This is a genomic window from Leptospira kobayashii, assembly GCF_003114835.2.
Lineage (GTDB): Bacteria > Spirochaetota > Leptospiria > Leptospirales > Leptospiraceae > Leptospira_A > Leptospira_A kobayashii.
Genome location: NZ_AP025028.1, coordinates 2,424,630 through 2,450,552, shown reverse-complemented (window position 1 = coordinate 2,450,552; position 25,923 = coordinate 2,424,630). Strand labels below are relative to the sequence as shown.

25 protein-coding genes are annotated in these 25,923 nt (G+C 41.2%); 13 read left to right on the top strand and 12 right to left on the bottom strand.

The features are described 5' to 3' along the window. The first annotated feature begins 141 nt into the window (after positions 1-141). A complete protein-coding gene (locus tag DI077_RS11005; RefSeq protein WP_109019342.1) occupies positions 142-2,157 on the top strand; it encodes an NADPH-dependent 2,4-dienoyl-CoA reductase in 2,016 nt (671 codons plus the stop codon). Here DI077_RS11005 and DI077_RS11000 read toward each other — a convergent pair. Then, on the bottom strand, positions 2,152-2,787 hold the full coding sequence (locus DI077_RS11000) for a TetR/AcrR family transcriptional regulator (protein WP_109019343.1): 636 nt from the start codon (positions 2,785-2,787) through the stop codon (positions 2,152-2,154). The two genes, DI077_RS11005 and DI077_RS11000, sit on opposite strands and share 6 nt — an antisense overlap. Before the next feature lie 104 nt (positions 2,788-2,891). Between DI077_RS11000 and DI077_RS10995 the strand changes: the two genes are divergently transcribed. Next, positions 2,892-4,193, top strand: coding sequence for an MFS transporter (locus DI077_RS10995; protein WP_109019583.1), 1,302 nt, complete (start codon positions 2,892-2,894; stop codon positions 4,191-4,193). A gap of 133 nt (positions 4,194-4,326) precedes the next feature. Further along, positions 4,327-6,030, top strand: a complete 1,704-nt coding sequence (locus DI077_RS10990) for an acyl-CoA dehydrogenase family protein (RefSeq protein WP_167837108.1) — start codon at positions 4,327-4,329, stop codon at positions 6,028-6,030. Positions 6,031-6,103: 73 nt separating this feature from the next. Here DI077_RS10990 and DI077_RS10985 read toward each other — a convergent pair whose 3' ends face one another. Continuing rightward, complete coding sequence (locus tag DI077_RS10985) at positions 6,104-6,283, bottom strand: hypothetical protein (protein WP_109019344.1); 180 nt, start codon at positions 6,281-6,283, stop codon at positions 6,104-6,106. After that, the gene (locus DI077_RS10980; RefSeq protein WP_109019345.1) at positions 6,280-6,468 is read right to left on the bottom strand and encodes a hypothetical protein; all 189 of its coding nucleotides are present in this window, start codon (positions 6,466-6,468) and stop codon (positions 6,280-6,282) included. Before DI077_RS10980 ends, DI077_RS10985 begins: the two co-directional genes overlap by 4 nt. Positions 6,469-6,611: 143 nt before the next feature. On the opposite strand from DI077_RS10980, the gene DI077_RS10975 reads away from it, so the two are divergent. Together DI077_RS10975 and DI077_RS10970 are read left to right on the top strand one after the other, a co-directional pair. Continuing rightward, a complete protein-coding gene (locus DI077_RS10975; protein WP_109019346.1) occupies positions 6,612-8,168 on the top strand; it encodes a YndJ family transporter in 1,557 nt (518 codons plus the stop codon). Positions 8,169-8,179: 11 nt separating this feature from the next. Beyond that, on the top strand, positions 8,180-8,632 hold the full coding sequence (locus DI077_RS10970; RefSeq protein WP_109019347.1) for a DUF1801 domain-containing protein: 453 nt from the start codon (positions 8,180-8,182) through the stop codon (positions 8,630-8,632). A gap of 4 nt (positions 8,633-8,636) precedes the next feature. Here DI077_RS10970 and DI077_RS10965 read toward each other — a convergent pair whose 3' ends face one another. The 7 genes from DI077_RS10965 to DI077_RS10935 form a co-directional block, all read right to left on the bottom strand. After that, on the bottom strand, positions 8,637-10,583 hold the full coding sequence (locus tag DI077_RS10965) for a gamma-glutamyltransferase family protein (protein WP_109019585.1): 1,947 nt from the start codon (positions 10,581-10,583) through the stop codon (positions 8,637-8,639). Between the two features lie 105 nt (positions 10,584-10,688). Further along, complete coding sequence (locus tag DI077_RS10960; protein WP_109019348.1) at positions 10,689-11,453, bottom strand: phytanoyl-CoA dioxygenase family protein; 765 nt, start codon at positions 11,451-11,453, stop codon at positions 10,689-10,691. A 14-nt stretch (positions 11,454-11,467) separates the two neighbouring features. Next, complete coding sequence (locus DI077_RS10955; protein WP_109019349.1) at positions 11,468-12,211, bottom strand: type 1 glutamine amidotransferase domain-containing protein; 744 nt, start codon at positions 12,209-12,211, stop codon at positions 11,468-11,470. 65 nt (positions 12,212-12,276) lie between these two features. After that, positions 12,277-13,305, bottom strand: a complete 1,029-nt coding sequence (locus DI077_RS10950; RefSeq protein WP_109019350.1) for an LLM class flavin-dependent oxidoreductase — start codon at positions 13,303-13,305, stop codon at positions 12,277-12,279. Beyond that, positions 13,302-13,634 carry an ArsR/SmtB family transcription factor gene (locus DI077_RS10945; protein ID WP_109019351.1) on the bottom strand — a complete coding sequence of 111 codons (333 nt, stop codon included), beginning with the start codon at positions 13,632-13,634 and terminating at the stop codon, positions 13,302-13,304. Before DI077_RS10945 ends, DI077_RS10950 begins: the two co-directional genes overlap by 4 nt. A 22-nt stretch (positions 13,635-13,656) precedes the next feature. After that, entirely contained in the window at positions 13,657-14,286 is a 630-nt protein-coding gene (locus DI077_RS10940) for an NAD(P)H-dependent oxidoreductase (RefSeq protein WP_109019352.1), read from the bottom strand. Between the two features lie 116 nt (positions 14,287-14,402). Beyond that, entirely contained in the window at positions 14,403-15,542 is a 1,140-nt protein-coding gene (locus DI077_RS10935) for a 1-acyl-sn-glycerol-3-phosphate acyltransferase (RefSeq protein ID WP_109019353.1), read from the bottom strand. Positions 15,543-15,792: 250 nt separating this feature from the next. Here DI077_RS10935 and DI077_RS10930 point away from each other — a divergent pair, with 250 nt between their 5' ends. Beyond that, positions 15,793-17,358 carry a methyl-accepting chemotaxis protein gene (locus DI077_RS10930; RefSeq protein WP_109019354.1) on the top strand — a complete coding sequence of 522 codons (1,566 nt, stop codon included), beginning with the start codon at positions 15,793-15,795 and terminating at the stop codon, positions 17,356-17,358. 23 nt (positions 17,359-17,381) lie between these two features. Here the strand turns inward: DI077_RS10930 and DI077_RS10925 are convergent, their stop codons facing one another. After that, on the bottom strand, positions 17,382-17,972 hold the full coding sequence (locus tag DI077_RS10925) for a TetR/AcrR family transcriptional regulator (protein ID WP_109019355.1): 591 nt from the start codon (positions 17,970-17,972) through the stop codon (positions 17,382-17,384). A gap of 132 nt (positions 17,973-18,104) precedes the next feature. Between DI077_RS10925 and DI077_RS10920 the strand changes: the two genes are divergently transcribed. The 3 genes from DI077_RS10920 (at position 18,105) to DI077_RS10910 (ending at position 21,329) form a co-directional block, all read left to right on the top strand. Continuing rightward, a complete protein-coding gene (locus DI077_RS10920) occupies positions 18,105-18,980 on the top strand; it encodes a M24 family metallopeptidase (protein ID WP_109019356.1) in 876 nt (291 codons plus the stop codon). A 6-nt stretch (positions 18,981-18,986) separates the two neighbouring features. Then, positions 18,987-20,225 (top strand): SMP-30/gluconolactonase/LRE family protein, encoded by a 1,239-nt coding sequence (locus DI077_RS10915; protein ID WP_109019357.1) that lies wholly within the window; start codon positions 18,987-18,989, stop codon positions 20,223-20,225. Positions 20,226-20,411: 186 nt separating this feature from the next. Continuing rightward, a complete protein-coding gene (locus DI077_RS10910; protein ID WP_109019358.1) occupies positions 20,412-21,329 on the top strand; it encodes a DUF5692 family protein in 918 nt (305 codons plus the stop codon). Positions 21,330-21,493: 164 nt separating this feature from the next. Here the strand turns inward: DI077_RS10910 and perRA are convergent, their stop codons facing one another. Further along, positions 21,494-21,934 carry a peroxide-responsive transcriptional repressor PerRA gene (gene perRA, locus DI077_RS10905; protein WP_109019359.1) on the bottom strand — a complete coding sequence of 147 codons (441 nt, stop codon included), beginning with the start codon at positions 21,932-21,934 and terminating at the stop codon, positions 21,494-21,496. A gap of 175 nt (positions 21,935-22,109) precedes the next feature. Here perRA and DI077_RS10900 point away from each other — a divergent pair, with 175 nt between their 5' ends. The 4 genes from DI077_RS10900 to DI077_RS10885 all read left to right on the top strand — a co-directional run bounded on the left by DI077_RS10900 (position 22,110) and on the right by DI077_RS10885 (position 25,621). Beyond that, positions 22,110-22,730, top strand: a complete 621-nt coding sequence (locus DI077_RS10900; protein ID WP_109019360.1) for an ankyrin repeat domain-containing protein — start codon at positions 22,110-22,112, stop codon at positions 22,728-22,730. Next, the gene (locus DI077_RS10895) at positions 22,727-24,160 is read left to right on the top strand and encodes a catalase (RefSeq protein WP_109019361.1); all 1,434 of its coding nucleotides are present in this window, start codon (positions 22,727-22,729) and stop codon (positions 24,158-24,160) included. Before DI077_RS10900 ends, DI077_RS10895 begins: the two co-directional genes overlap by 4 nt. Positions 24,161-24,263: 103 nt before the next feature. Continuing rightward, positions 24,264-24,902: a class I SAM-dependent methyltransferase gene (locus DI077_RS10890; RefSeq protein WP_242935168.1), complete on the top strand. Its 639-nt coding sequence runs from the start codon at positions 24,264-24,266 to the stop codon at positions 24,900-24,902. A gap of 167 nt (positions 24,903-25,069) precedes the next feature. Further along, positions 25,070-25,621 carry a DUF4334 domain-containing protein gene (locus DI077_RS10885; RefSeq protein WP_109019363.1) on the top strand — a complete coding sequence of 184 codons (552 nt, stop codon included), beginning with the start codon at positions 25,070-25,072 and terminating at the stop codon, positions 25,619-25,621. The last annotated feature ends 302 nt before the right edge of the window (positions 25,622-25,923 follow it).

Below are 25,923 nucleotides of genomic sequence, written 5' to 3'. Positions count from 1 at the left end.
TAAGTCTTTAGAGTCGTTGAAGGAAGACCATCGATCCAAAGTCGGTGGTTTTTTTATTTCCTTTTCTCTTTGAGACTCGGTTTCAATTTACTAATTTCGTTTCTCTTGCCAAAACTGTGTCATTTTCTTTGTTTGGATGGAATGAAATCTTTTCCTCATCTACTCGCACCTCTCGATTTAGGATTCACTACACTTAAGAACAGAACCTTGATGGGTTCCATGCACACAGGACTCGAAGAAGCGGAAAACGGCTACCAAAGAATGGCAGCCTTTTACGGCGAACGGGCGAAAGGAGGATGCGGGCTCATCGTAACCGGTGGAATCGCTCCGAGTGAAGCCGGCCGCGTCGGAAAAGACGGAAGTGTTCTGGATACTTTGGAAGTCGCGCTTCACCACAAACCCGTGACGGAAGCTGTTCATAGAGAAGGCGGAAAAATCGCCCTTCAGATTTTACATACGGGAAGATACGGTTATCATGATAAGATCGTAGGAGCTTCCACACTTCGCGCACCCATCAATGTATTCAGGCCGCATCCTTTGACGGAAGAGGAAATTTGGAAAACCATAGATGAATTTGCGACTTGCGCAAGCCTTGCCCGGGAAGCGGGTTACGATGGAGTGGAAGTGATGGGGTCGGAAGGATATCTGATCAACCAATTCATTGCTAGGCGAACCAACGATAGGACGGACGATTGGGGCGGAAGTTTTGAAAATCGAATCCGTTTTCCTTTGGAAATCATCAAAGCGGTTCGTAAAAAAGCAGGCAAAGATTTTATCATCATCTATCGACTCTCTATGCTCGATCTTGTGGAAGACGGGGGAAATATAGAAGAAGTACTTCAACTTGCCAAAGAAGTGGAAAAAGCGGGTGCAACGATCATCAATACGGGGATCGGTTGGCATGAAGCGAGAATTCCTACGATCGGCATGATGGTCCCTCGTGCTGCGTTTACATGGGTAACTGCAAAGGTAAAAGGCCATGTCGGGATTCCTTTGGTTACGTCTAACAGAATCAATACGCCCGAAGTTGCGGAAGAAGTTTTGGCAAGAGGAGATGCGGATATGATTTCCATGGCGCGTCCGTTTCTTGCCGATCCGGATTTTGTCAACAAAGCGAAAGCGGGCAAACCGGAAGAAATCAATACTTGTATTGCATGCAACCAAGCCTGCCTCGATCATATCTTTGTGGGAAAAATCACAAGTTGTCTTGTCAATCCGAGAGCTTGCCATGAAACGGAGCTTATCATTGAGCCGACGACGAAAAAGAAAAAGATCGCTGTAGTCGGTGCTGGTCCCGGAGGAATGTCTTGCGCTTCCACTTTGGCGGAAAGAGGACATGAAGTCGTTCTTTTCGACGCTCATGAAGAGTTAGGCGGTCAATTGAATATCGCCAGAAGGATTCCCGGTAAGGAAGAATTCAAAGAAACGATCCGTTATTTCGGAAACAAAATCAAACAAACGGGTGTTCAGTTGCATTTGGGGAAAAAAGTATCCGCGGAAGAATTGATTTCAGGGAAATACGATGAAGTGGTTCTTGCGACAGGAGTTGTTCCTCGTATGCCTTCCATTCCCGGTATGGAAAAATCGAATGTACTCAGTTATGTGGATCTTGTATTGAATGGAAAACCTGCCGGAAAAAACGTAGCTGTCATAGGTGCCGGCGGTATCGGGTTTGATGTGAGTTTATACCTTACCGATGCGGGACATCCTTTTACAAAAGAAAATTATTTGAAAGAATGGGGAATCAACACCTCCATCAGTGAAAACGGTGGTTTATCCGTTAAGCAGGAAATGAAATCGGATCGTAAAGTTACAATGTTGAAACGCTCCAATAATAAATTCGGTTCCACACTCGGTAAGACCACAGGTTGGATTCATAAAACATCTTTGGAAGACAGAAAAGTCGATCAGATTTCAGGGGTGACTTACAAAGAAATCGATAAGGAAGGAATCCTGATCGAAGTGAAAGGAAAAGATAGAAAGGTGGAAGCGGACACGATCGTAATCTGTGCCGGTCAGGATCCCAATCGGGAACTTTTGGAGTCATTGGAAAAAGCGGGTGTTAATGTACACTTGATAGGTGGTGCGGATTTGGCTGCGGAATTGGATGCCAAACGTGCCATAGATCAGGGAACAAGACTCGCGGCCAGATTATAAACTTAGTTTGGGGATCGCCCCGATTAGCAATGTTTTGGCAACATCGGGAAGGTGATCCAGGATAGGATGATCTTTCCCGTAGGTTTGACTTGCGGTGTAAGCACCTTCAATTAAAAAGGCAAGCCCTTCTGCCAAAAGTTTCGGCCTGGGTGCTTTTGTTTTTTTTGCAGTTTCAAACAAACGAAGAAACAGTTTTCTTTTGTTTTCCGCCACCATCAAGCGGGCAGGGTGGTCTCTGTCCGGAAATTCCACGGCGATATTGATAAAGGGGCATCCTCTATAGTCGGGATTTTTCGCTCTCTCCATCAAATCGATAAAAAACTGTAGCAACTGTTTGGCGGGATGATCGGGATGTTTGGAAAAACTCGCTTCCAGATAATTCCAAAATTTTTCATCCCTTCGTTTCAGGTATTCCAATAACAAAGCATCCTTGGATTCGAATTGTCTGTAAAGAGACATCTTATTGACTCCCGCCAATTTGACTACCGCATCGACACCTATCATGCGTGCCCCTTCCTTATAGAATAAAATTTCTGCGGCGTCCATGATCTGAGCCTGGGCTTCCAGTTTAGGAGTGAACTTTCTTGGGGATTTTTTCTTAGAGAGTCGGGAAGATATTTTTTGTTTCATATGTTTCTCCTTGACTTGTTACCGATCGGTACAGTTTTTGGAATAATTGTTACTGCTCGGTAACAAAATTGGATTTCCTGGAAATTCTGGCAAGGGGAAAATATATGTTATCATTCACGAGCTGGCTTGCAAAAAGAACTGTAGAAAGGTTTCATTATGCTTGGGTTGTAGTCGGTATTACTTTTTTTATTATGCTGATCACAGCAGGGACCAGAGCCACTCCCAGCGTTTTAATGGTTCCTTTGGAATCCGCGCTCGGTTGGGATAGAGCGACGATTTCATTCGCACTTTCCATCAACCTGGCACTATTCGGTTTGATGGGACCTTTCTCCGCGGCGGCTATGGAAAGATTCGGGCTTAGAAAGACGATTCTTTCCGCCTTGGTAGTTCTAGGTATCAGTGTGGGACTTTCCAGCCTAATGTTGTACAGTTGGCAGATGTGGGTGGTATGGGGAGTGATCGTAGGTTGTGCTACCGGTGTCACTTCTACAACGCTCGGAGCCACGATTGTAAGTCGTTGGTTCAAAGAAAAAAGAGGGCTTGCCATGGGGATTTTAACAGCAAGTTCCGCTACAGGTCAGCTTATTTTTTTACCTCTGCTTGCAAAGATAGTGGAAGTTTACGGTTGGAGGCCTGTGATTCTTACGGTCGCTTGCGGGATAGCTCTTATCTTTCCTCTTGTGTACCTTTTGTTACCGGAATCACCGGACTCTTTGGATCTATCTCTTTATGGAGAACCGGAAGGAACCAAACAGGTTCCCGGTGATTCCAAAAAAAATCCTATCCTGATCGCCTTCGGTGCATTAGGTCGCGCCGTAAAGGTAAAGGATTTTTGGTTGTTGTTCTTTAGCTTTTTTATCTGCGGAGCAACTACCAACGGTTATATTGGAACACATTTCATCGCAATGTGCGGTGATTATGGGATGGGTGCGGTGGAAGGTGCGAGCATTCTTGCCATTATGGGCGGATTGGATTTGATAGGAACTACATTGTCCGGATGGCTGTCAGATCGTTGGAACAATAGGGTTTTGCTATTTTGGTATTACGGACTGAGGGGACTCGCGTTGTTATTCTTGCCTACCGCATTCGGTATCAGTTATTTCGGACTTCCCGTCTTTGCATTGTTTTATGGGCTGGATTGGATTGCAACGGTTCCTCCCACGGTTCGGTTGACAAACGATGTTTTCGGTGCGAAAGACGCTCCTATTATTTTCGGATGGGTTGTCGCAGGGCATCAATTGGGTGCGGCTTTCGCCGCTTTATTCGGAGGTTTGGTAAGGGATAATTTCGGAGCTTACACGATTGCGACCATGGTTGCGGGAGGATTATGCCTGATTTCCTCGGTCTTGGTATTAAGAATCAATCGGGTCAAAATAAATCCTGTCGCTTTAGCAATACATAACTAACAATTCTAGTTATAATTCCTTCCGGATGGCGGGGTCTTTCCCTTTTCTTTGAAAGAGAAAAACCCCTTTACAATCCGTTCCCAAATCATATAGATAGATTCTTATACATGAATCTTTTGGAAAAGGAAACCCTGTGAATCTATTCAATCCCAGAACTGAAACATTTTCTCACTTAGATGAAAAATCTAGAAACCTTATGTTGAAAACCGTAAAGTTTTTCGAAACGAAAGGAAAACGAAAACTCATGCAAGACGACCATGATAAAGTGTGGTATGCTGACTTTTTGGAATTTGTAAAAAAAGAAAAGGCTTTTGCGATTCTTATGACTCCGAGCGGATACGGAGCAAGTGATTCCCGTTGGGACTGCAACCGGATTATGGCCTTTAATGAAATCCTAGGATTTTACGGACTTTGTTACTGGTACACCTGGCAGGTTTCCATGCTCGGACTCGGTCCGATCTGGATCAGCAAAAACGAAGAGATCAAAAAGAAAGCCGCCAAACTTTTAGAAGACGGTGAAATTTTTGCGTTCGGCTTATCCGAAAAAGAGCACGGCGCCGACCTGATCGGAAGCGATATGATGCTCATTCCCAATGGGGACGGAACTTACAAAGCGAGCGGAGATAAGTTTTATATTGGAAACGGAAACAAAGCGGCGATCGTATCCACATTCGGAAAGATGCAAGATACGGGAGAATTCGTATTTTTCGGAGTGAATTCACAACATAAAAATTACGAACTCAAACAAAATATTGTAACATCTCAAAACTATGTAGCGGAATTCGAACTTCATGATTATCCGATTACGGAAGCTGATATCATTTCAAAAGGAAGAGCAGCTTGGGATACTTCCCTTGCAACGATCGCATTTTGCAAATTCAACTTGGGTTGGGGATCGGTCGGAATCTGTACTCATTCCTTTTACGAAGCACTCAATCATGCGGCACATAGAAGACTCTTCAATCAGTATGTAACCGACTTTCCTCATATCAAACAGATCTTTATGGATTCTTATACACGGCTCATCGCAATGAAACTTTTCTCCATAAGAGCGACCGATTATATGAGAACAGCTTCAGCAACTGATAAGCGTTATTTGTTATTCAATCCGATGGAAAAGATGAAGGTGACTACGCAAGGTGAGGAAGTAGTGATCGGACTTTGGGACATCATTGCTGCAAAAGGACTGAATAAAGACGCATATTTTGAAATGGCGATTCGAGATATCCAGATGCTTCCGAGACTGGAAGGAACCGTACATGTAAATATGGTTCTCATTATGCGGTTTATGCAAAATTATTTTTTCAAACCGGAAACAAACCTTCCTGTGATTCCAAGAGTTTATGACATCAAAGATGATAATTATCTATTCAACCAAGGTGCAACAACCAAAGGATTCGATAAGATTTTCTTTCATGATTATAACATTGCTTATAATTCCTATAATCTTCCCAATATATCCATCTTCAAAGAACAGATCGCGGTATTTAAGGAGCTATTGGAAAAGGCAGCTCCTACGAAAGAACAGAATGCCGATATAGGTTTTATGCTTACAGTCGGTGAGATGTTCACTCTTGTAGCTTACGGGCAATTGGTATTGGAAAGTGCGAAATTGGAAAAAACCGAAGAAGATATCATCGACCAGATCTTCGACTTTTTAGTAAGGGATTTCTCAAAGTTCGCAACTCAATTGTATTCCAAGCCGACTAGTACGACGGCTCAGCAGGAATATTGTTTGAAGATACTCCGTAAACCTGTGTTAAATGAAGAAAGATTCAATCGTATCTATAAGGACAAATTACTTGCCTTGGTGGATACTTACGAGATGAATCCTTAACGAAAGTGATGTTGGCAGTTGTTGTCCGAATTTGGGCAACAACTGTTAAGTTGATTGTTTTTGCCGGTTTAGCTCATCTGCAAGTTGCAACGGTTCCGTCCGGGTTGTACTTAACACTTGCTCCGGATGTGAACTGAATGTATTTTACCCCGTCAACACAGACTTCATCGTATCCAAAATATTTGGCACACCCTCTCGAAATACTTCCGCAACCGACAAGTAACAAAGAAGAAAATAATATTAATTTTTTCATGGGTTTGTATTGATCCTGTTTTCCTTGATATAATTGGCAACTGATTTCGGGATCTCCCGGCAATTGCAATTTTTACTGTGAAGTAGATGCCAGCTCACCCTTTCTTGCATGGAGGGATTTTTAGGCATGCGATGTTTTTCATGCCATTCGCGATTGGTTTTGGGAGAAGATACTGTTTTTTTCATACGGCACCTAACGAAAGATCCTCTATTTCCGATTTGGTAATTTTATAAGGGTATCTTTGGATGAACTCATTCTAGCGGATTTGTAGGAAAGGGAAAGAGAAAAAACTTTACTTATAGAGGATTTCGTCGGATAAAAACAAGCAATGAGTTTAATCATTCAGTCGGTATTGGGCTATGGAATTTTGGTTTTGATTCCATTTTTACATAGAACTGTTGAACCCGATCCTACCGGACGGAGGTTTTCTTTATTATGGATGGCTGCCGGCGCGGGCGCTTTGAGCTTGTTTTTTACCGTACAAAGTCATTTCGGAATATTTTTTGCCGTATTATGGTTGTTATGGTGTATCGGTAATTCTATTACGAAATTTTTGAAATTTCTGATTTGGGGACAGGATCATTTCGGAGTTTTTTTGAATTTCATAGCATCCGTTCTGCTTGTTGGAGGAAGTATCTGGCTTCTTTCCACTAGATTTTCCTTTCCGTTTTTAGGCTTCGGCGAACCTTGGAAAACTTTAACAGCAGTTCATTTTCATTTTTCGGGATTCCTACTTGTTTCCGTTTTTGCAGTTTATAGAGATAAAGTGCGCAATTGTTCCTCGATTCTTGAATCGAAAATTTACATTGCATTCAATTGTTTTTATCTTTTCGGTTTTGTATTGGTTGCTATCGGTCTTACGGGACTGCGGACTATCGAGCTTTGGGGCACATCGGTTTTATTCTGTTCCGCACTAGTCAATCTATATCTTTTATTAAAGTCGGTTTGGAAAGATTCGCTTATCTACGATCAGGCGGTGATTCTTTGCATCGGAGTTTCCGGCTTTATTTCTTTTTCTTTGGCATTGATGTATTCATGGCGAATTTTTCCCACGTTGAATGTTCATTGGATGATTTTGACTCATGGAATATTGAATGCGTTTTTGTTACTGCCTTTGCTCTTTTACTTAACGGATAGGCAGAAAATTAGATTTCCCGTTCGCAAATTTTCTTTTAGCAAAATCCGTTCGAATGGAAAAATAGAATCCGATTTTTTTCATTCCTATCTTTCCGAAGAGAATCAAAAGGAAGGTTTGACGGATGATTTTTCGGAATTCAGAAGAGAGGATTTTGATCCGGATTTGATTCATCCTTCCGTAAGAAATTTTTATGAATCTACTAACAAATATGAACTGAATGTAAAAGTAGCGCCGAATCGTTTCTTTCGGTTTACCTGGAAATTTTTGGTAAAACCTTTTTTTGCGAAACTGCAGCAGTTGAATTTACCGGACAAAGATAAAAAAATTCTGGGAACTATAAATTCGATCTCCTGCGAAAAAGACGGCCGTCCTTCTCCCAGAGGATGGATGAGAGTCGATGCAGAAACAGGAAAGCCGATTTATGCGGCGGCTTATTCCATGCATAAAACGGATCGGACAACTTATATGAATATCGCATTTCCGCTTCCTTATTTCAATATGACAAGTGTTTTGCATATTGAATATTCGGATCGCCCTTCCGGGATTCAACTAACAACGATTCATACACTGCATCCTTTGGGAGACCAAGGTGTGTATTTGGTATTTGCTGGTTTAGGAGTTCGGTTGCCTTTGGATGAAACCATTGAAGTTTGGTTTGACCAGGGACTCAAAGCGAGGCATAAGATGTGGTTTTTGGGTTGGCATTATTTAACTTTGGATTATACGATGGATTTAAAACATAAGTAACCGGTTGAAATATGAAAAAGGAAATTCTGCGTTCCCCCAAATCCAAAACTAAAAAAATCCGATTTGAAAACACTTTCGTTGCTGAAGTGTTTGCCGGATATCCTGAAAAGATCAGGGAGAAACTGCTTTCTCTGAGACAGCTCATCTTAGATACAGCTTCCAAAAGTGAAGAGGTCGGGAATCTGGAAGAAACTTTAAAATGGGGTGAACCTAGTTATCTAACTACCCAAACGAAATCGGGAAGCACGATTCGCATCCATACGGTGCGGGAAAATCCGGAACAGTATGCTGTTTATTTCAACTGTCAGACGAATTTAGTCGGTAGTTTCAGAAAGAAATACCCCACCAAATTTACATTTGGTGGAAATAGAAGTATTATCTTCCATTTGAAAGACAAGATTCCGGTTAAGGAGCTGGAAGATTGTATTTCGCAGGCTTTGACTTATCACAAAAGGAAAGCTTGAGTATTTATCTACCTTCCGCCCAGGATTCCTTTCTAGGATCGCCCGCTCCTTTTAAAGCTCCTGTTTCCGGATCTTTTAGTGAAATACAAGGAGCGCCGAAATCATATTCCCACTTGGGTCGGCCGATCACATCATAACCTTTTTCCTTTAAAGCGGTTCCGTATTTTTCATAAATTTCTTCTTCCAATTCGATTCTTCCCGGATAATAGGAATGAGGTGAAAAGGAGTCCGGCCAATTGAGGGATCGAAATCTGGGGGAATTAACTGCTGTTTGCGGGTTCATTCCGAATACGAATAGATTTAAAAAGACTTGCACTGTAGCTTGAGTTTGCATATCTCCTCCCGGTGTTCCGAAACTCATTAGGAATTTTCCCTTATGAAATACCAAAGAGGCATTGGGAGTGATCGTAGGTCTTTTGCCGGGAAGTAGAGCGGACGGATGATTTTGATCCAGACGAAACTGAGTCATTCGTATTCCGAGTGTGATATCTCCCGGAATCATGGGAGATTGGGGAAAATCGCTAGGAGTGAGTGAAATGGAATTTCCTTTAGGGTCGATGATGCTTAAATACGTTGTATCTCTTCCTACTTTTCCACTATCCGTTCTTTCCCAAAAATACCGTGTAGGGTTATTGTTTGATAAACTAACTTCACTTATACGGTTTTCTTCGTAAGAATTTAATTTTGTATTTCTTTTTGGAATTAAATTCGATTGAGTTTTGTTTTTTTGTCTTTCGAATTGGAATGGATTTCCGAAAGGAGGAGTTTTCCCGAATGCGTTTTTCTGAATCAAACTTCTTCTTTGTTTGGCATATTCTTTGCTGAGAAGCCCTTCCACTGGAACTTCTACAAAATCAGGATCCCCGAAGTATTTGTCCCGGTCAGCCATGGCAAGTTCAATTGCCTGAATCACTGTATGGATGTATTCCGGTGAATTGTGGCCCATAGATTTCAAATCGATTCCTTCCAGAATTTGTAACACAATGGGAACTATTCCTCCCTGGTTCCAAGTCCGGTTGGAAAATATCGTATAATCATTATAAGTTCCTTGTAGCGGCTTTTCCCAATGACCGGAATAATTTTTCAAATCATCCAATGTCATCGTTCCGTCATTTTCGCTATGTGCTTTTGCGATTTTTTCTGCGATTGTTCCTTTGTAAAAATAATCTCTAACAGAGGTTAATGCTTCGTTTCTGGATTTACCCAAAGCCAAGGATTTTTTTTCCGCGTCAGCAAGTTCGGATAAAGTATCCGCAAGTTCGGGTCTCGTGAATTTTTCCTTATGAAACAAAGGTTTCCACCATTTTCCTTTGAGATAGACTTCGGCATTATAAGGCATAAGCAGTGAAAATCCGAATCGTTTGATAGGATTCATATTCAGGTTTCTCATTAGAATTTTATGAACGGGAAAACCTTGTTTTGCCAATTGAATGGCAGGTGAACTGACTTCGGAAAAACTCATGGTTCCGTATTTTTGAAGTAAGGCGATGATTACGTCGGGGGAAGCAGGAACCAATTGAGAGGAGTATTTGAGAGTGGGGATGGTTTCATAACCTCTGGATCGGAAATAATCGATAGTGGCAAGAGAAGGTGCGACTCCCGCACCGGTATAACTTTCCACTTTTCCCGAGGCGGAATCAAAATAGAGAAGAGGTGCGACCCCCGGAAAAGAAGCTTCCTCTCCTTGTGTTACATTTAATACAAGTAATGCGGCAACTCCTGCGTCCGCAGCGTTTCCGCCTTTTTCCATGATCGCAAGAGCGGCTCGTGTGGCATAAGGATGACCCGTAGCGGCTATCATTTTTTTTCCGGAGGCAACCGGTCTATCTGTATGGTAAGGATCATCGAATTCCAAAATTTCTTCCGGTCTGGAATTGAAATAATAGAGTAAGAAGGATAGGATAAAGAATGTTAATAACGAAAAAATGATTTTTTTCAGTTTGGATTTCATAAAATACATCCAAGATTTAAATTAGATTTTAGATTAGGAAATCATAATATTAATTCGGATCAAGCGATTTCATACATAGGATTGTTTTTTTAGACTGCGTGGTTTTCAGATCCTATCGGAAGTTTCTTTTGCAGAGAATAAGCCCGGATTGTCCAACCGATCCATGATTTCCCGTTCGGGAAAATGTCCGAATGATTTTAGAGTTTCCTCATTTTCCTGAAAGCTGGTGTATAAAATATCCAAAGAAAATCTTTCTTGGGAGTAATCTCCTCTATGCAGTAGATGGGCCGAGAATACGAGTAGATCCCTTTTTGTATGAGGGACTTTGATGCTTCCGTAAATCTCTTCGTTATTTTTATGACCATCTAACTCCAGTCTAACGATTCTTTCTTCCTCAGTGTCCCATCTGGAATGGGAACCTGGAATGAAATCCAAACCCGGATCATCAAGGAATGGAATCCGGAAATGAATGACTGAATCTTTACGAATGATTTTTTTCTGTTCTTCTTCGGAAACACCTAAGTATTGTACATCGCGGTGCCAATATGGTGTTTTGGATTTGTCTTTCGGGTTATAAAATATCTGCGTATTTAGAAAGTAGGGATCCGTCGGTATCATCTTTTTTGCGATGGAAAAAAGTTTTTCCCGAGAGATCCATCGGAAGAAACGAATCCTGTCTTCTTTGTCTTTACAATAACGAATCGAGGTAAGGTAATTGCTATTCACGTAAGATGGATGAAAATTTACCTTTTGCCATTCGTCGTTTGCTTTCGAAAGAATCTCACTTAAATCATCAAGTTCTTTTTGGGAAAAGAAATTTTGGAAAAGATAAAATCCTTTTTCTTCGAATTCCGGATAAAAATCAATCATCGAAGAGAAACCACCTAACTTAAGAGAGTTTTAAATCGGATTGTAAATTGATAAGCATCTCCCGGCCATCTGGCGGAAAGATATTTTCCATCCAAAACGGTAAAACCTACATCCGGATCATCCAAACTATCCCTTTGAGACAAACTTCCGCCTGTCTTGAATTGTTCTTTTGATTTTAAAAGTCCGGTCACTTCCGCTTGTACGGTGAGCGGATAAGTTTTATAATAATTTCCAAGCCAAAGTCTAGTAGCGTAATATGCGAGTAGTTCCTGTTTTTGCAAAAGCGCGGTCGTTTGTTTGTCATATAACACTGATTTGTTTGTTTTCGGGTCGATGCTTCTTGCCGCAAGTAAAACTCCGTGACAGATGGCTGCCACAGGTTTTTCCGAATGAAAAAAATCCACCACCGTCTTTTGTAAGATTTTTGATTCCAGATACTCTTTCATGCCCGGCGCATGTCCTCCGGGCAGAAGAAGAGCCTTGTAATCTTTTTCTTTGATACTTGAATAAGAAATCGGATTTTGAAACTCTTTCGAATTTTCCATTTCCGCATAAGCGTCTCTTGCGTCTTTTCTGGCAATAAATCCCGGTTTTAAAATTCCCAAACCTTTTCCGGTTAACATTCTTTCGTCGGCTTTCGCTTTTTTACCATTCGGTGTGGCGAACTGAAATGTAAAGCCGGCACTAGATAATAACTTCCAAGGAATGGATGCTTCACTCGGATCAAAATCGTTACTTGGGAGAGGAATAAGGATCATCGTTGTTTTTCCTTTGCTTGGGAATTCGAAGCAATAGGTAAAACTTGATCATACCGAATATAAAATCAAACCATTACGGGAGCTTCTTTCTTGATTTGAGAAAGAATTTCGTAAGAACGGATTCTCTTCTCATAATCGTAAACCATAGTATTTACGATCAATTCGTCCGCTCCCGTTTTTTCTATAAAATCGTTTAATTTTTGTTTTACGGTAGAAGGGGAGCCGAGAACGGAAGATCCCAGTCTTTGCTCTATATGTGCTTTTTCCATCGGTGTCCAATGACCTTCCAGGCTTTCCAAAGGAGGGCCCATTTGTTTCGGATTTCCGCGAAGTAGTCCCAGAAAACTTATGATTTGCGAAGTAGCAAGTTTTTCCGCTTCTTCATCGGATTCGGCCGCCACAAGATTGACACCTAACATAATATAAGGTTTATCGAGGACGTCGGAAGGAGTGAAAACCCGTTTGTAAAGATCTATGGCATACATCAATTGTTCGGGGGCAAAGTGGCTTGCAAAGCTGAATGGCAGACCGAGTCTACCTGCGAGCTCCGCACTGTATCCGCTGGATCCGAGTAACCAGATCGGAGTGCTGGAACCCATTCCCGGAACGGCCCTTACTTTTTGTCCGGGAAAACCGGGAGCCAAAAAATATCTCAGTTCGTCCAATTGATCGGAAAATTCCTGACCGCCTGAGATTTTATCCCTTCGTAGTGCATGCGTTGTTAGTTGGTCTGTGCCGGGTGCTCTACCCAAACCCAAATCGATTCTACCCGGAAAAAGCGCCTCCAGGGTTCCGAATTGTTCTGCAATCACCATCGGGGCATGATTTGGCAGCATGATTCCGCCGGAGCCCACTCTGATCTTAGAAGTTCCGTTCGCCACATAACCGATGATAATTGAAGTGGCGGCACTTCCGATCCCGAGCATATTATGATGTTCTGCAAACCAAATCCGATTGTATCCGAGAGCTTCCGTCTTTTTGGCCAAATCCAAACTACGTTGGATGGACAGGGAAGGACTTGTTCCTTCCGTTATAGGAACTAAATCCAAAACGGAAAGAGGGATATTGGAAATGGATTTGGCAGCTGGGTTCATGCTATTTGTTTTCGTTTAACGGTTGTTTTCTGGAGATTGTAAATCGTTTCGAGAAGACCGGGAAACTTGGAGTCTATCTCATCTTTACGAATTACATTCATCACTTCGATTCCCTTTTTTTCGGAACGAACCAAGCCTGAATCTCTAAGCACTTTGTAATGAAAAGAAAGAGTGGAAGGAGCCAGGTTGTCACAGGTTTGGCTACAGCTTTTTCCTTCGCATCCTATCAAATTGAAAAGGATCAACCTTCTCGTCGGGTCGCTCAATGCGTGAAGCAATCCGTCAAGTGTGATTTCTTTCAGTGATGGATGATAAAATGGTCGTGGCATAAAGAACAGTTTTTCCTTGGTTCTAAATTGTTACAAATAATTCTTCTTTCGGTCTTCTTACTTTTTTTGCGGACACAAGCGGGTCCGTTTCCTGGTTACGATAACCTAATGCAAGTAAAACTACCGATTTTAATCCTTTTTCCTTCAAACCTAAAATATCGTCCAAAGCATTGGAATCGAATCCTTCCATCGGAGTTGCATCTACTTTTTCCAAAGCGGCTGCGGCAATTCCGGTTCCTAAGGCGATATAAGCCTGTCTCGCAGTCCAGCTAATCAATTCTTCGGACGATTTGTTTTGCAATTCCTCGGCAATCTTATTTCTAAAAGGGGCAAGGCTTTCCAATGTCACCGATCTTTCGTTCGCGATAAGTTGCATGTATCTGTCCACATTTTCCAAACTCGGATTGGTCCATGCGGCAAAAACAATCAGGTGGGAACTCTCTGTGATTTGAGGTTGTTTGGATGCCTTTAAGGAGATTTCTTTTTTTGTGTCGGGATTTTCGATTACATAAATGGTATAGGGCTGGAAACCCATGGAAGAGGGGGACAGTTGGATTGCTCCTAAAATTTTATCCAGTTTTTCTTTAGGGACTTTTTCTCCGTTCATTCTTTTGGTAGCGTAACGCCATTGCAATTGTTCTATCAGTTCCATATAGGCTTTCATCCTTTCACTTCAATACTTCAAGAATATTGAAATAATGATCTTGATGCCAATAAAGAAACCCATACTTTTTTTGTCAAGAAAAGGATAAGTAGGGGTTTCTTAAGTCAGGTAGCCGAATCATTCGAAACCAATTTGGTTTCGAGGCCAGCCCAAATGGAATCCAATTTTTCCAAATGCCAATTGAGTTGGTTTTTGTGATACAGGATCGTATTGTTTTTTTTCAGATTGTGAATGCTTTTGGGAATGGTGGTGAGTTTGTCCAAAAGTACAATCGAATCTTCCTTGATGTCTATGTACTTTTCCCGGATCAGTTTTTTAAAAATAGGATCGAGCCCTTGTCTGGAGAAATTTTTTCTCAGGCTAGAACCTTTTTTCAAACCGGGATATTCCTTTGTAATGCGGTCGTTGAAATCATTCAAAACCAAATTCAATTTTTCCGTAGAAGTCTTTACTTGGTTTTCCAACTTGAATAGAATATAAGACAATAAATTTCCCGTCGTTAAAACATAACCGCTTCCCAGTTTTTCTTCCACCAATTGGGTAACCGTATCCGCATCCATTCCTTCTTCCAAAGAGAAAGGATTTCCATAGGAAATATGGAGTGTGGATTTGTCCGTAGAAATGGAATCATAAGTGAATGTAAAAGAATTGAATTGTAGATTTCCTATTTTGGATTTTAGATAATAAGCACCTTTTCTGATTTGATTGAGATATCCATCATGGTTGTAAGTTCCTTCCGGAAACATAAATAAATTTCTTCCGTCTTTGATTTTGGAAACAAGGAAACTCCATTCCGCTTCCACGGTTTCTCTCAATTCTCCTTTTTTCATCAGATCGCGGGCATTGTCCCGAAAGGGACGTTTGATCGGAGCGCATCCTATATAGTTCAGTAAAAAAGGAATGATATGGGATTTGTCAATGGCGGTAAGAATCAATTTTAGAATTCCCTTTGTACGGAACTCCTTTTGCAAAAAATCCTTTTTCAGGATATCTTCCCTGGCGGGAATGATGACTTTGACTCTGGGACTTAGTCTTCTGTAAACGGCGGAGAGTGCGGAGATGTCCGCCTCGGAAACATGGTTTGCGATTAATGCGGATGGGTAAGGGGAAGCGAAACTATCTCCCTCATCCGAAAAATGTTCTTCAATGGAATGGAAAATCAGTCCCCTGGACTTATAAACGAGGTTGATTAAAAAATCATAGGGAAGGGTCGCACGGATCGGGTTTATTTTTTCTGGTTTCATTTTGTACGGTTTTGCCAGTCTCTGTCTTTGGTAAGAAATAGTTTAACATCAATCTTTTCAGTCAAGGATTCTTTAACTGAAATTTTAGAGTCTTTCTAATGCCGAGTCATGCAACGGGAATGTAGTTTCCACAAAAAATTTTCGTCCGATAGTTTATAATTAATTTCTGGAAAAAGAAAAGAAAATTCGAAGCTAATCCAGATTATGGTTTTAGAAAGTAATTATTTTAATTAGTGGAGACTGTTATATCATGTCGGATCAAAACATTCAATTCAGAGAAAAAGGAACATTGCTCGCCAATAAGGTAAGGATCGCTTTTTCTAGCATGATGGTATCCATCAATGTGTTTGCTCTTTTCACGATTCCCTCAGATGATATTACTAACAGTGTGATCAATACCTTATTGGAAGGCTCCGTTTTATTATATGGAATATATTTAATTTACTTATCCAAAAAAGGTAGATTCTCCAACAGACTTGCAATCAGTTCGGTCATTCTCGATATGGCGATTTATTCTCTGGTATTCAATCTTCTGGTAATTAACGCAGCAACGATTCCCGAAAAAGTTTCCATGGCAAATCTGCCTTTCTTTATGATGGCATTGATTTTCATCGTTATGTATTCCGGATTTTTATTATCGCCTGCCGTTACTTTGGTTGTCGGTTATCTCGGAGTTCTTTCCTTGGCGTCTATGGCATCTTTGGCAGTCTATGCCGGCGCAAAGATTCCATTTCTGGCAGCCTCTCCTGCAGATATGTCCGCTCTACTTGTGGGAGTGAATCTCATGGCATTCTGTATGGGAGTGCATATCACTAGTTCCGTAGTTCGGTTTATGGCATCTGCGACGGAAGCCGCAGGAAAATCCGCAACGGAATCATTGAAAAAATCGGAAGAAGCACTTCAAACAAAAACCCGCATCCAGACCGAAGCGGACTCTTTGAACAAGAATGTATCCAAGATGCAAAAGTCCATGGATTCTTTGAATACCGAAATCCAAACTCAAGTTTCCAGTGTGGAAGAGATCAGCGCCTCCATGGAGGAGCTCGCAGCGTCTATGGACAATGCCTCTCAGTTTGTTCGGACTCAATTCAAGAAGATTGAAGAGTTGAATATGGAAAGCAATACATTGAATCAAATCCTGAAAGAAGTCCGCTCCGCTACCGAATCATTAGGAGAAACCACTCTTGAATCTCAAAAGTACGGAAAAGAAGTTTCCAGTGCAATGGATTCATTGAATGAAAATTTCCATGAAGTGGAAGGCTCTTTCCAGAAAGTGGAAGATGTAAACCAAATCATGCGTGAAATCGCGGACCGAACCAACTTACTTGCATTAAATGCTTCGATCGAAGCCGCTCGTGCAGGAGATCAAGGTAGGGGATTTGCGGTCGTTGCACAAGAAGTCGCTAAGCTTGCGGATAGTGCCGCGGAAAACGCATCACTTATTTCGAAAATTATCTCGCAAGCCGCCAAACAAATTCAAAACGGAAATAAGGCAGCACTTGATACGAAATTGAGAGTCGGCACGCAAGAGAAAGGGTTTTCCACATTAGTGACTCATTTGGATCAGCTGAAGGATCGGGTAGGCAAACAAGGAGAGATTCATAATTCCTTTTTGACATCTTTTCAGGATTTATATTCCATATCGGAACAACTCGAAACGATTACTTCTGAGCAAAAATCCGGAACTGCGGAAGTGTCACGGGCTTTGCAAACGATAGAACAATCTTCTTCTCTCATTGCAGATAGTTCTTCGAACTTCCGTGAAAATCTGGAAGAACTCGCTGTACAATCGGATCGCCTTATAAAAGGGGATTAAATTTTGAAAGGAAGTAGTTATATTTAAAAATAGCTTCTTCCTTTTTCCGTCAATATACCTTTGAAAAAGATCTGTATGAAAAATTGGTAAGCGGAACTTACGTTCATATTGTACTTTGATAAAGGTTCGTAAGATATGAAATTCCTTACATAATAGATGAAAAAATCGGCAATTAATTCTTTGTTGATGTCTTTGGTAATATAACCTTTCGATATACCTTCGTTTAGTACTTTCTTAAATAATGCGGGGAATTTCACTCTTCGAAACTCCTGCACCTCTTCCCATACTTCCGGGGCTTGAAATTCCAATTTTTTCAAAAATTCTTCATCGGCAAAATGAAGGTCTTCGTGGAAGACATTTAGGATATCTTTTATCTTCTCGGAGTATTCTTTTTTGGTATTCATAATAGAATCCATTTTTGTAAGAATATCCGTGTTTGTTTTGTTAAGCGCTTTGGAGAAAAGCTCTTCTTTGCTTTCGAAGTATTTGTAAAGAGTCGGTTTTGTGATTCCGATTCGGGCTACGATTTCATCAACAGTAATCCTACTGACTCCTTTTCGCAGGAACTCTCTTTGAAATAGGGAGATGATTTTGGCGGATTTTTCTTGTGCCATTTTGTTTCTTTGTTTTATATTTCGTCATTCGATCGAGACGGGAAGAAAAATCTTTGTTTTCGCTGGTTTTTTTGTTTACGAGCTTAGACAAACTTTACTAAAATTACTAAAATAGTAAATATAGGTGTATTCATGAGTCTGAATGCTTTCGAATCTTTGTTTCATTTTTCTGCCAAACATCTTTCCTCACTTTCCAAAGATTCTTCCTGGTTGCCTAGCCCGGCTGATTTGGAAGGATTTCGCAAAGCGCAAAATCTGGCTTATTCCGCAGCAGTAACCGTCTCCAAAGAATTGAGACCCGGTATGACTGAGAAGGAAGCCGCAAAACTTTTAAAATCATATCTGCATGATCATGGTGCCAGATCTTTTATACATCGTCCTTTTGCCTGGTTCGGAGATCGTTCCCGATTTCTCAACTTGGGTTTTTACATGAGGTATTTGCCTTCGGATAGAAAATTAAAAGAAGATGATGTTTATATCCTGGACGTTTCTCCCGTTGTGAAGGGATATACGGGTGACATCGGTTATACGAACTCGTTATCACCTCATCCGGAACTCACACGGGCCAAAAACTTTTTATTGGAACTTAGGAAAGAAATACCCGTATTATTTCTAAAAGCGAAAACCCCCGGAGAGGTTTGGAGACGGGTGAATGAAAGGGTATTGGAAGCGGGATTCGCCAATTGTCATGCACTTTACCCTTTTGCGGTTTTGGGACATAGGGTCTATCGCAAATTCCCGTTCGCAAATTTCAGTTCCTATCTTCTTCCCGTAAGCTATGTTAGTTGGTTTAGCTACCAGGCTTTATTGTCTTTTAGCAAAAGGGGAGTGTTTCCTGAAACGTTGACGGAAGAACACAAAGGAGAAAAATTAGGTCTGTGGGCGATTGAACCTCATATCGGAGGAAACGGTTTCGGTGCCAAGTTTGAAGAAATCATCGTTGTCGAAAAAGATAGGGTTTATTGGCTTTCCGATGATGTCCCCCATATTACGGAACAGAAAGGATAAATACATATGAAAATGATAAAAATTGTTTTTTGTACAATCGCAGTATCTTTCTTTAGTTATTGTTCGACGGGGAATATAAAAGTAGGCGAAAAATATTCATTAGGTGATGTTCCGAAGGAAATTTCGGATGTGGAAGCCGGGAACGATCCTTTTCTGACAAAGTTACAAGTGGATATGAAAGAGCTTGTAGGTCATGACGATTTGATCTTTGATTCCGATTCAAAATCGGGATATGCTTCCGGGATGGACGGTTGGATTTGGAAATTGGATTTCCAAAAAGACATCGCGGAACAGTGGGTGAAACCTCCGGTTAACCCTGCCGGTATGAGTTTTTCCAATGCAGTTAAAGATAAAATCGTATTTTGTGCCTCCAGACTAGGAGGAGAGTCGTATTCGGAAACGGACCGTGTAGGTTTGTATGAAGTGGATATAAAAACAAAAACAATAAAGGCATTGGTTACAAATCTGCCTAAGACCGACAAACAGGAGTTTGAAAAGATTTATCTTTCGGAGGAAAGACAAGCGTTTTCAAAAAATCAATTGAATTCGTCAAACTCTCGACCTTTTTCCTTGTGCAATGACCTGGCCGTTTCCGGAGATGGCAAACGGATTTATATTTCGGAACCGTTTGAAAGAGAAGATGCTTCTATGGGTAGCGGTGCAGTTCCCGAAGCAATCGGACTTTACCCTCACGGTAAACTGTGGTTATACGATCGTGAAAAGGATTCCATTTCCCTTGTTCTAAACGGATTTACTTTTATCGACGGAATTCTTTTGGAAGAAGGCAAAGGAGGAAGAGAAGAATCGGTTATCTTTACGGAAACGACCAAGTTCAGAATTTTAAGAGCAGATATTTCCGGGAATCATTCAGGTAAGGTGCAGGTATTGTTTGAAAATCTTCCCGGTTTAGCGGATGGATTGGAAAGAGATGAAAAGGGTAGAATTTGGGTGGGGATCATCAAACCAAGATCGGGGCTTGTCAATTTCGTACATAGAAACCCCTGGGTGAAATCATTCTTACTTTCTTTGCCTCAGAAATTATTGCCCATCGCTAAAAAAACGGGGATTCTTGTTTTGGATGCAAAGGGAGAGAAGGCTCTTTATTATGTAATGCACAACGGAACCAAGATCAGAGATATATCCGTTGTCGTTCCGTACGGTAAAAAAGCATATTTTCCCGTGTTTGATAAAACATCAAAAGGACTTTATTCCATTCCTCTCGAGACATTTCCACTAGGGAATTGAAATGTTTACGGAAGACTATATGCTTATATCTATTTTTAAAACAATACCAATTGTCCTGAGAAGAAATCGCGTTTATTGATATAAAACAATTCAATCCTGTCGTGGAACACATTGACTTTTCGTGCAGTTAGAAATCGCTGATAAGTAGAATCAACATTCAAACAAAATATTATTGGAGTTCTACTTATGCTATTATTCGAAACGATTCCCTGGTTTTCCGCTCTCATGTGGATTTGTGTTTGTTTATGCCTTATGATAATAAGTGAAATCACAAGAGCGAATAAATGGTTATCTCTTATCGTCTATCTTGTGGTTCCTATCGTTTTAACCATTTTTGTTTGGCCACATACTGCGGTAAAAGGTTCAAGTGTCGGTACTTGGTTTCATTGGGTAAAGGTATATTCCGCATTGGCGGGATGCCTCGGATTTATGGCTTTGCGCTTTTTGCCAGGTTTTGCTAAAAATAAATATTTGCTGTTGTTCCCTCCTTTGATTCTCGCTTTGAATATTTTGGAAGCAGTTGTTAGGGATTTTCAAATTGACCGAGTGAACGGGATTGTCGACGGAATGCTGATTATTGGCGGACCTTGGAATATTATGAATGGAATCGCAGGCATTTTGAATATTTTGACTATTTCGGGTTGGATGGGTATTTTTATAGGCAAAGATAAAAAGAGAGATATGCTTTGGCCCGATCAGCTTTGGTTTTGGATTATCGCATACGATCTTTGGAATTTTGCATATGTATACAATTGTGTTCCGGATCATTCGTTTTATGCGGGAGCGGCGCTACTCGCTTCTTGCACGATACTCGCATTTGTAGTTAAAAAGGGAACTTGGCTGGAACATAGGGCTCAAACTCTTGCCATATGGATGATGTTTGTTATGTGTTACCCTCTTTTTGTGGACAGTTCCGTTTTTGCAGTGAAATCATCTCATAATGAAGTCGCACTATGGTTGGTTAGCGGACTATCTCTTGCTTCCAATATAGGAGTATTTGTTTATCATTTCTATCGAATTCGAAAATATAAATTGAATCCGTTCCAAGAGGAAGTTTATAAGGATTTGGCTGCCTATCAGGCAGTTGTAAAGAACCGAGCCTAAGACCGGTTTTTGATTTATTAGAAATAGGAATCAGCGAGAGGGATAGGAAGGGCCGCATATGCGGGTCGCATGCGACCGAAGCGTAAGCGAAGCCCGCACTAGCCCGGCCCCAAACGACTGTTTGGGGACTCGCCCGAAGATATGAAACCAAATATAAGGTAAATTCAAGGTTGGGAAGGTTTGCCCTTCAATGTGACTACCAAGCTAGCGTTTGTTAACGTGAGTCCTGTTTTCTCCAGATAACTCTTAGAGAGATTCTCGAAGATTTGTTTTTCCAGATCTTCTTCCAGTTCTATATCCGTAATTTCGCCGGTTTCTTCATTGAAGGCATGATGGTGGCGGTCCATGTTGGAATCAAAATGAGTGATCCCCGATTTTAATTCCAAGGTTCCGATCACTCCTTTCTCTGCAAAAAGTTTCAGGTTATTGAAAATGGTCGCTCGGGAAGCATGGGGAAAATGCATATTGATCAGCTGAAATACTTCATCGGCTTGGAGGTGTTGGTGTTTGGAAAGGATTAGATGTGCCATTTCCAGCCTTTGGGAAGTAGGGCGAATTCCGGCTTTCTCCAAAATTTCCTTGGTTCTTTCGTAAGCTTGGTCCATACCACTAAACTCCTATTTTTTCTTTTTTTGTCAACATTTAGACTGAATCTAAAAAAAGTTCTTGTCTAAATCTTTACATTTTTTAGACTTAATCTAAATTAATACTAAGTCTCGAATCAGCTCTTGACTTCCTTTTCGGGATAGAGAAGCGGTCCAGGGACGAAAGGAGCCGGAAATGGAACAGACAATGTTGGCAAAACAGGGGGAAGGGCCGGGAGGAAAATCACCAGCTTCGACCTGGGAAACTTTCCGTTCTACATTTGTAAATCCCGACAAGAGACAGGCAGAAATTTTCGATGTCGCTCGAAAAGGGGATCTGATCGGTTTTCTGGCTCTGGGAATCACTCGCGAAGAATTGGAAATGAAAAATGACAAAGGTTATACGGCGCTTATGTTGTCCGCTTATAACGGCAGAGAGAATTTAACTCGTGTTCTGTTAGAATACGGGGCAAATCCCAACTCGGTTGATCATTCGGGGAATTCCATTTTGATGGGAGTAAGTTTCAAAGGAAACCTTGACCTGGCAAAGATTTTGATAAGGGCAGGCGCGGATTTTCGTTATATAAGCCCGAAAGGACAGACTGCACTGCAAATGGCTGTATTATTCGGAAGAACGGATTTGGTCGAATATTTGGAGAGTTTGATACATTCCGATTCGAAAGAAGAGGGAATGAATTCGAAACCTCCGTCACTATACCGGTCTTTCGTCCGGTTCGCAAAAGCTTGGGCTCAGTATTTGTTTTCATTTGTTTTTCAAAACCAACTCTATAAAAGCAAAAAAGGAGGCTTAAGATGAGTAATAAAACTTTAACAACCGCAGGCGGTCAACCGGTTCCGGAAAACCAGCACAGTGTAACTGCAGGACCCAGAGGGCCGATCCTTATTTCAGATACTCATCTGATTGAAAAATTAGCGCATTTCAACAGAGAAAGAATTCCGGAAAGAGTCGTACATGCAAAAGGGGCGGGCGCATACGGAGTCTTAAAGATCACAAAAGATATGTCAGCTTATACTCTTGCCAAAGTTTTTTCGGAAGTAGGTAAGGAAACTCCTCTCTTTCTTCGGTTTTCCACAGTGGCGGGAGAGAAAGGTTCTGCGGATACGGAAAGAGATCCACGTGGTTTTGCGATTAAGTTTTATACCGAAGACGGAATCTGGGATGTAGTAGGAAACAATACTCCCGTATTTTTCGAAAGAGATCCTTCCAAATTTCCGGACTTTATCCATTCTCAGAAAAGAGATCCGGTCACCGGTTATAAAAATCCGGTTCGTATGTGGGACTATTGGTCGCAAGCTCCGGAAGCGTTACACCAAATGACGATTTTATTCAGTGACCGGGGAATTCCCGATGGATATCGTTTTATGGACGGATTCGGATCCCATACATTCAGCTTTTGGAATAGAAAGGGAGAAAGGTATTGGGTGAAGTTTCACTTTAAATCCAAACAAGGAATCAAAACCTTAAGTCCGGAGAAAGCATCCGAGCTTGCTGGGTCTGATCCTGATTATGCGACTAGGGATTTGTTCGAAGCGATTGAGAGAAAGGAATTTCCCGAGTGGAGATTTTGTGTTCAGATCATGCCGGAAACGGATGCGGAAAAATACAAAGTCAATCCTTTTGATTTAACAAAAGTTTGGTCTCATAAGGATTACCCTTTGATCGAAGTAGGGACTTTGAAATTGAACAGAAACCCGAAAAATTATTTTGCGGAAGTGGAACAGGCGGCTTTCTCTCCTTCCAACTTGGTACCGGGAATAGGTGCTTCTCCCGACAAGATGTTGCAAGGAAGATTGTTCGCATATCCGGATGCGCAAAGATACAGATTAGGAGGAAATTATCAGCTAATTCCGGTAAATCGACCTAGGAATTCGGTGAACAATTACCAAAGGGACGGAGTTCGCTTCGATGAGAATGGTAATTATGATAATTACGAACCGAACCATTTCGGCGGACCTGTGCAGGATGAAAATGCGAAAGAACCTCCTCTTCGCATTTCCGGGGATGCGGACAGGTACAACAGTCATTTGGGGAATGACGATTATTCCCAAGCGGGGGATTTGTACAGATTGTTAACTGCTGACGCGAGAGAAAGATTAACATCCGTTATTGCCGGAACGATGAGAACGGTACCGGAAGATATTGTGAAAAAGAATCTTTCTCATTTCTCAAAATGCGATCCTGAATACGGCAAAAAGATTGCCGATAAGTTGGGAATCAAAGTTTAAAAATAAACGAACCAAGGTCTTTCTGTTTGGAAGGGAAGGCCTTGGTTTTTAGAGGCTCGAATTTGACTGGAATGATTTCCTGGAGATTGTCAGTTTGTACAACTTGAAGATTTTTCCAGCCGTGCCAGAAGATCATTTCAAAACAATCAAAGACAAGTTTGCAAATGGAAAGATCGTTTCCGATTCGGAATTCGATTCGATTTATCCCAAACACTTGAGCGAGATTTCAAAGTACCAATGGAGTCCGGTCGAAGTGATTTTGGAAGCGGCGATATTTTTGGCAGAGGATCGAAATGCGAAAATTTTGGATGTCGGTTCCGGTTGTGGTAAGTTCTGTCATGTAGGAGCCCTTTTCCGGAAATCCGAATTTTACGGAGTGGAGGAACGTTTTCATCTTTATGAAGAGGCAAGTCGGATTTCTAAAAAATTAGGATTGAATTCGAATCTATTTCTTCATGCAAATATGAAAGACATTGATTGGAGTCCGTACGATTCCTTTTATTTATTCAACCCGTTTTACGAACATATCACGAATAAAAACAGTATTGATGAAACGATCCCTAAAAAGGTAAGCCAATTCTTCGCATACATTGAGATTGTAAAAAGAAAACTATTCAGTTTGAAATCGGGGACGAAAGTTGCCACCTATAATTCGTTCGGTGGAAAAATGCCTTTCGGCTATAAACGAGTTAAATTGGACAAACGATTTGAATCGGAATTGGAGTTCTGGGTTAAAGAATAAATATTCCATATAATAGAAGTTTATCGATCCTGTTTGCTGTGCTTTCAATCCTGAAAGACCGGCTTCTTTTGTTCCTGTTTGAAATGAGGAAATCTTTTCTTTGGATCGGAAAAACATATCCTCATCAATGAATCTTTAAAAAATGGGCCGAGGAAAAAAGAAATCATATGAATGCGTTAGAAAAAAAATTTTATGAGATGAGAGATAAAAAGAACAACTCGACGGAAGATTCTTTTGCACTTTTTGATCGTCTGGATACGGTCGATATCGGTTTTATGATGGGGCGTTGGCATGGTTCCGGGTTTCATACCGGACATACTATGGACGGGGCGTTGGAAACATTCAATTGGTATGGAAAAGAATTTGAGGATCCCGATAATGTTCATCCCTTGGTTTTTAAGTCGTTTGGAAAAACTTTATTTAAAGTAAATCCTTCCTTAATGCCTGTTCGTCTGGCAACTTTGGTTCCCTCAACGAAGCTTTGGCCGTTAAGGTATTTGTTTTTAGCAGTTCGGTTTTTGTTTCAAACGGGAGAATCCAAAGCCCGCGTCCGATCGCTTGAATTCAGGGGAAAATTGACGGCAGCGATGATCTACGACAATTTACCAATCCATGATATATTTAGAAAGGTGAATGAAGATACTCTTCTCGGATGTATGGATTACAAGGGAATGAAACAACCTTTCTTTTTTGTTCTGGAACGGGATCGTATTTCCTGATCTTAGGATGGGGATATAGGTTGAATTAATGTTCGTTAGTTTATATGTGGGTTTCCGCGAAAAGGATGCGAAGGGCGCGGGCACGCGGTCGCGTTATGCGACCGAAGCGAACGCGAAGCCCGGAGCGGCCTGACCCCGAAGGTCAAAAAGGCGAACTAAAAATTATTTTTTCAAATGAAATTTGAAATTGTGTCTACAAAAACGGTGGGCCGTGGTATAGGAAGCCATTGGGTGGCGGGTGGTTAACCCCACCCAAGATCAGCTACGCTGATGGTTCTTCGAACACTTCTCCGCTTCTATTG

Excerpts from the sequence above, each read along its gene's own strand:
- DI077_RS10995 (WP_109019583.1), top strand. The coding sequence starts at position 2,892 with ATGTTATCATTCACGAGCTGGCTTGCAAAAAGAACTGTAGAAAGGTTT.
- DI077_RS10960 (WP_109019348.1), bottom strand. The coding sequence starts at position 11,453 with ATGATTGATTTTTATCCGGAATTCGAAGAAAAAGGATTTTATCTTTTC.
- DI077_RS10980 (WP_109019345.1), bottom strand. The coding sequence starts at position 6,468 with ATGAAAAAAACAGTATCTTCTCCCAAAACCAATCGCGAATGGCATGAA.
- DI077_RS10925 (WP_109019355.1), bottom strand. The coding sequence starts at position 17,972 with ATGGCACAAGAAAAATCCGCCAAAATCATCTCCCTATTTCAAAGAGAG.
- DI077_RS10955 (WP_109019349.1), bottom strand. The coding sequence starts at position 12,211 with ATGATCCTTATTCCTCTCCCAAGTAACGATTTTGATCCGAGTGAAGCA.
- DI077_RS10950 (WP_109019350.1), bottom strand. The coding sequence starts at position 13,305 with ATGAACCCAGCTGCCAAATCCATTTCCAATATCCCTCTTTCCGTTTTG.
- DI077_RS10985 (WP_109019344.1), bottom strand. The coding sequence starts at position 6,283 with ATGAAAAAATTAATATTATTTTCTTCTTTGTTACTTGTCGGTTGCGGA.
- DI077_RS10930 (WP_109019354.1), top strand. The coding sequence starts at position 15,793 with ATGTCGGATCAAAACATTCAATTCAGAGAAAAAGGAACATTGCTCGCC.
- perRA (WP_109019359.1), bottom strand. The coding sequence starts at position 21,934 with ATGGACCAAGCTTACGAAAGAACCAAGGAAATTTTGGAGAAAGCCGGA.
- DI077_RS10900 (WP_109019360.1), top strand. The coding sequence starts at position 22,110 with ATGGAACAGACAATGTTGGCAAAACAGGGGGAAGGGCCGGGAGGAAAA.
- DI077_RS10935 (WP_109019353.1), bottom strand. The coding sequence starts at position 15,542 with ATGAAACCAGAAAAAATAAACCCGATCCGTGCGACCCTTCCCTATGAT.
- DI077_RS11005 (WP_109019342.1), top strand. The coding sequence starts at position 142 with ATGAAATCTTTTCCTCATCTACTCGCACCTCTCGATTTAGGATTCACT.
- DI077_RS10945 (WP_109019351.1), bottom strand. The coding sequence starts at position 13,634 with ATGCCACGACCATTTTATCATCCATCACTGAAAGAAATCACACTTGAC.
- DI077_RS10895 (WP_109019361.1), top strand. The coding sequence starts at position 22,727 with ATGAGTAATAAAACTTTAACAACCGCAGGCGGTCAACCGGTTCCGGAA.
- DI077_RS10920 (WP_109019356.1), top strand. The coding sequence starts at position 18,105 with ATGAGTCTGAATGCTTTCGAATCTTTGTTTCATTTTTCTGCCAAACAT.
- DI077_RS10910 (WP_109019358.1), top strand. The coding sequence starts at position 20,412 with ATGCTATTATTCGAAACGATTCCCTGGTTTTCCGCTCTCATGTGGATT.
- DI077_RS10915 (WP_109019357.1), top strand. The coding sequence starts at position 18,987 with ATGAAAATGATAAAAATTGTTTTTTGTACAATCGCAGTATCTTTCTTT.
- DI077_RS11000 (WP_109019343.1), bottom strand. The coding sequence starts at position 2,787 with ATGAAACAAAAAATATCTTCCCGACTCTCTAAGAAAAAATCCCCAAGA.
- DI077_RS10970 (WP_109019347.1), top strand. The coding sequence starts at position 8,180 with ATGAAAAAGGAAATTCTGCGTTCCCCCAAATCCAAAACTAAAAAAATC.
- DI077_RS10885 (WP_109019363.1), top strand. The coding sequence starts at position 25,070 with ATGAATGCGTTAGAAAAAAAATTTTATGAGATGAGAGATAAAAAGAAC.
- DI077_RS10965 (WP_109019585.1), bottom strand. The coding sequence starts at position 10,583 with ATGAAATCCAAACTGAAAAAAATCATTTTTTCGTTATTAACATTCTTT.
- DI077_RS10940 (WP_109019352.1), bottom strand. The coding sequence starts at position 14,286 with ATGGAACTGATAGAACAATTGCAATGGCGTTACGCTACCAAAAGAATG.
- DI077_RS10975 (WP_109019346.1), top strand. The coding sequence starts at position 6,612 with ATGAGTTTAATCATTCAGTCGGTATTGGGCTATGGAATTTTGGTTTTG.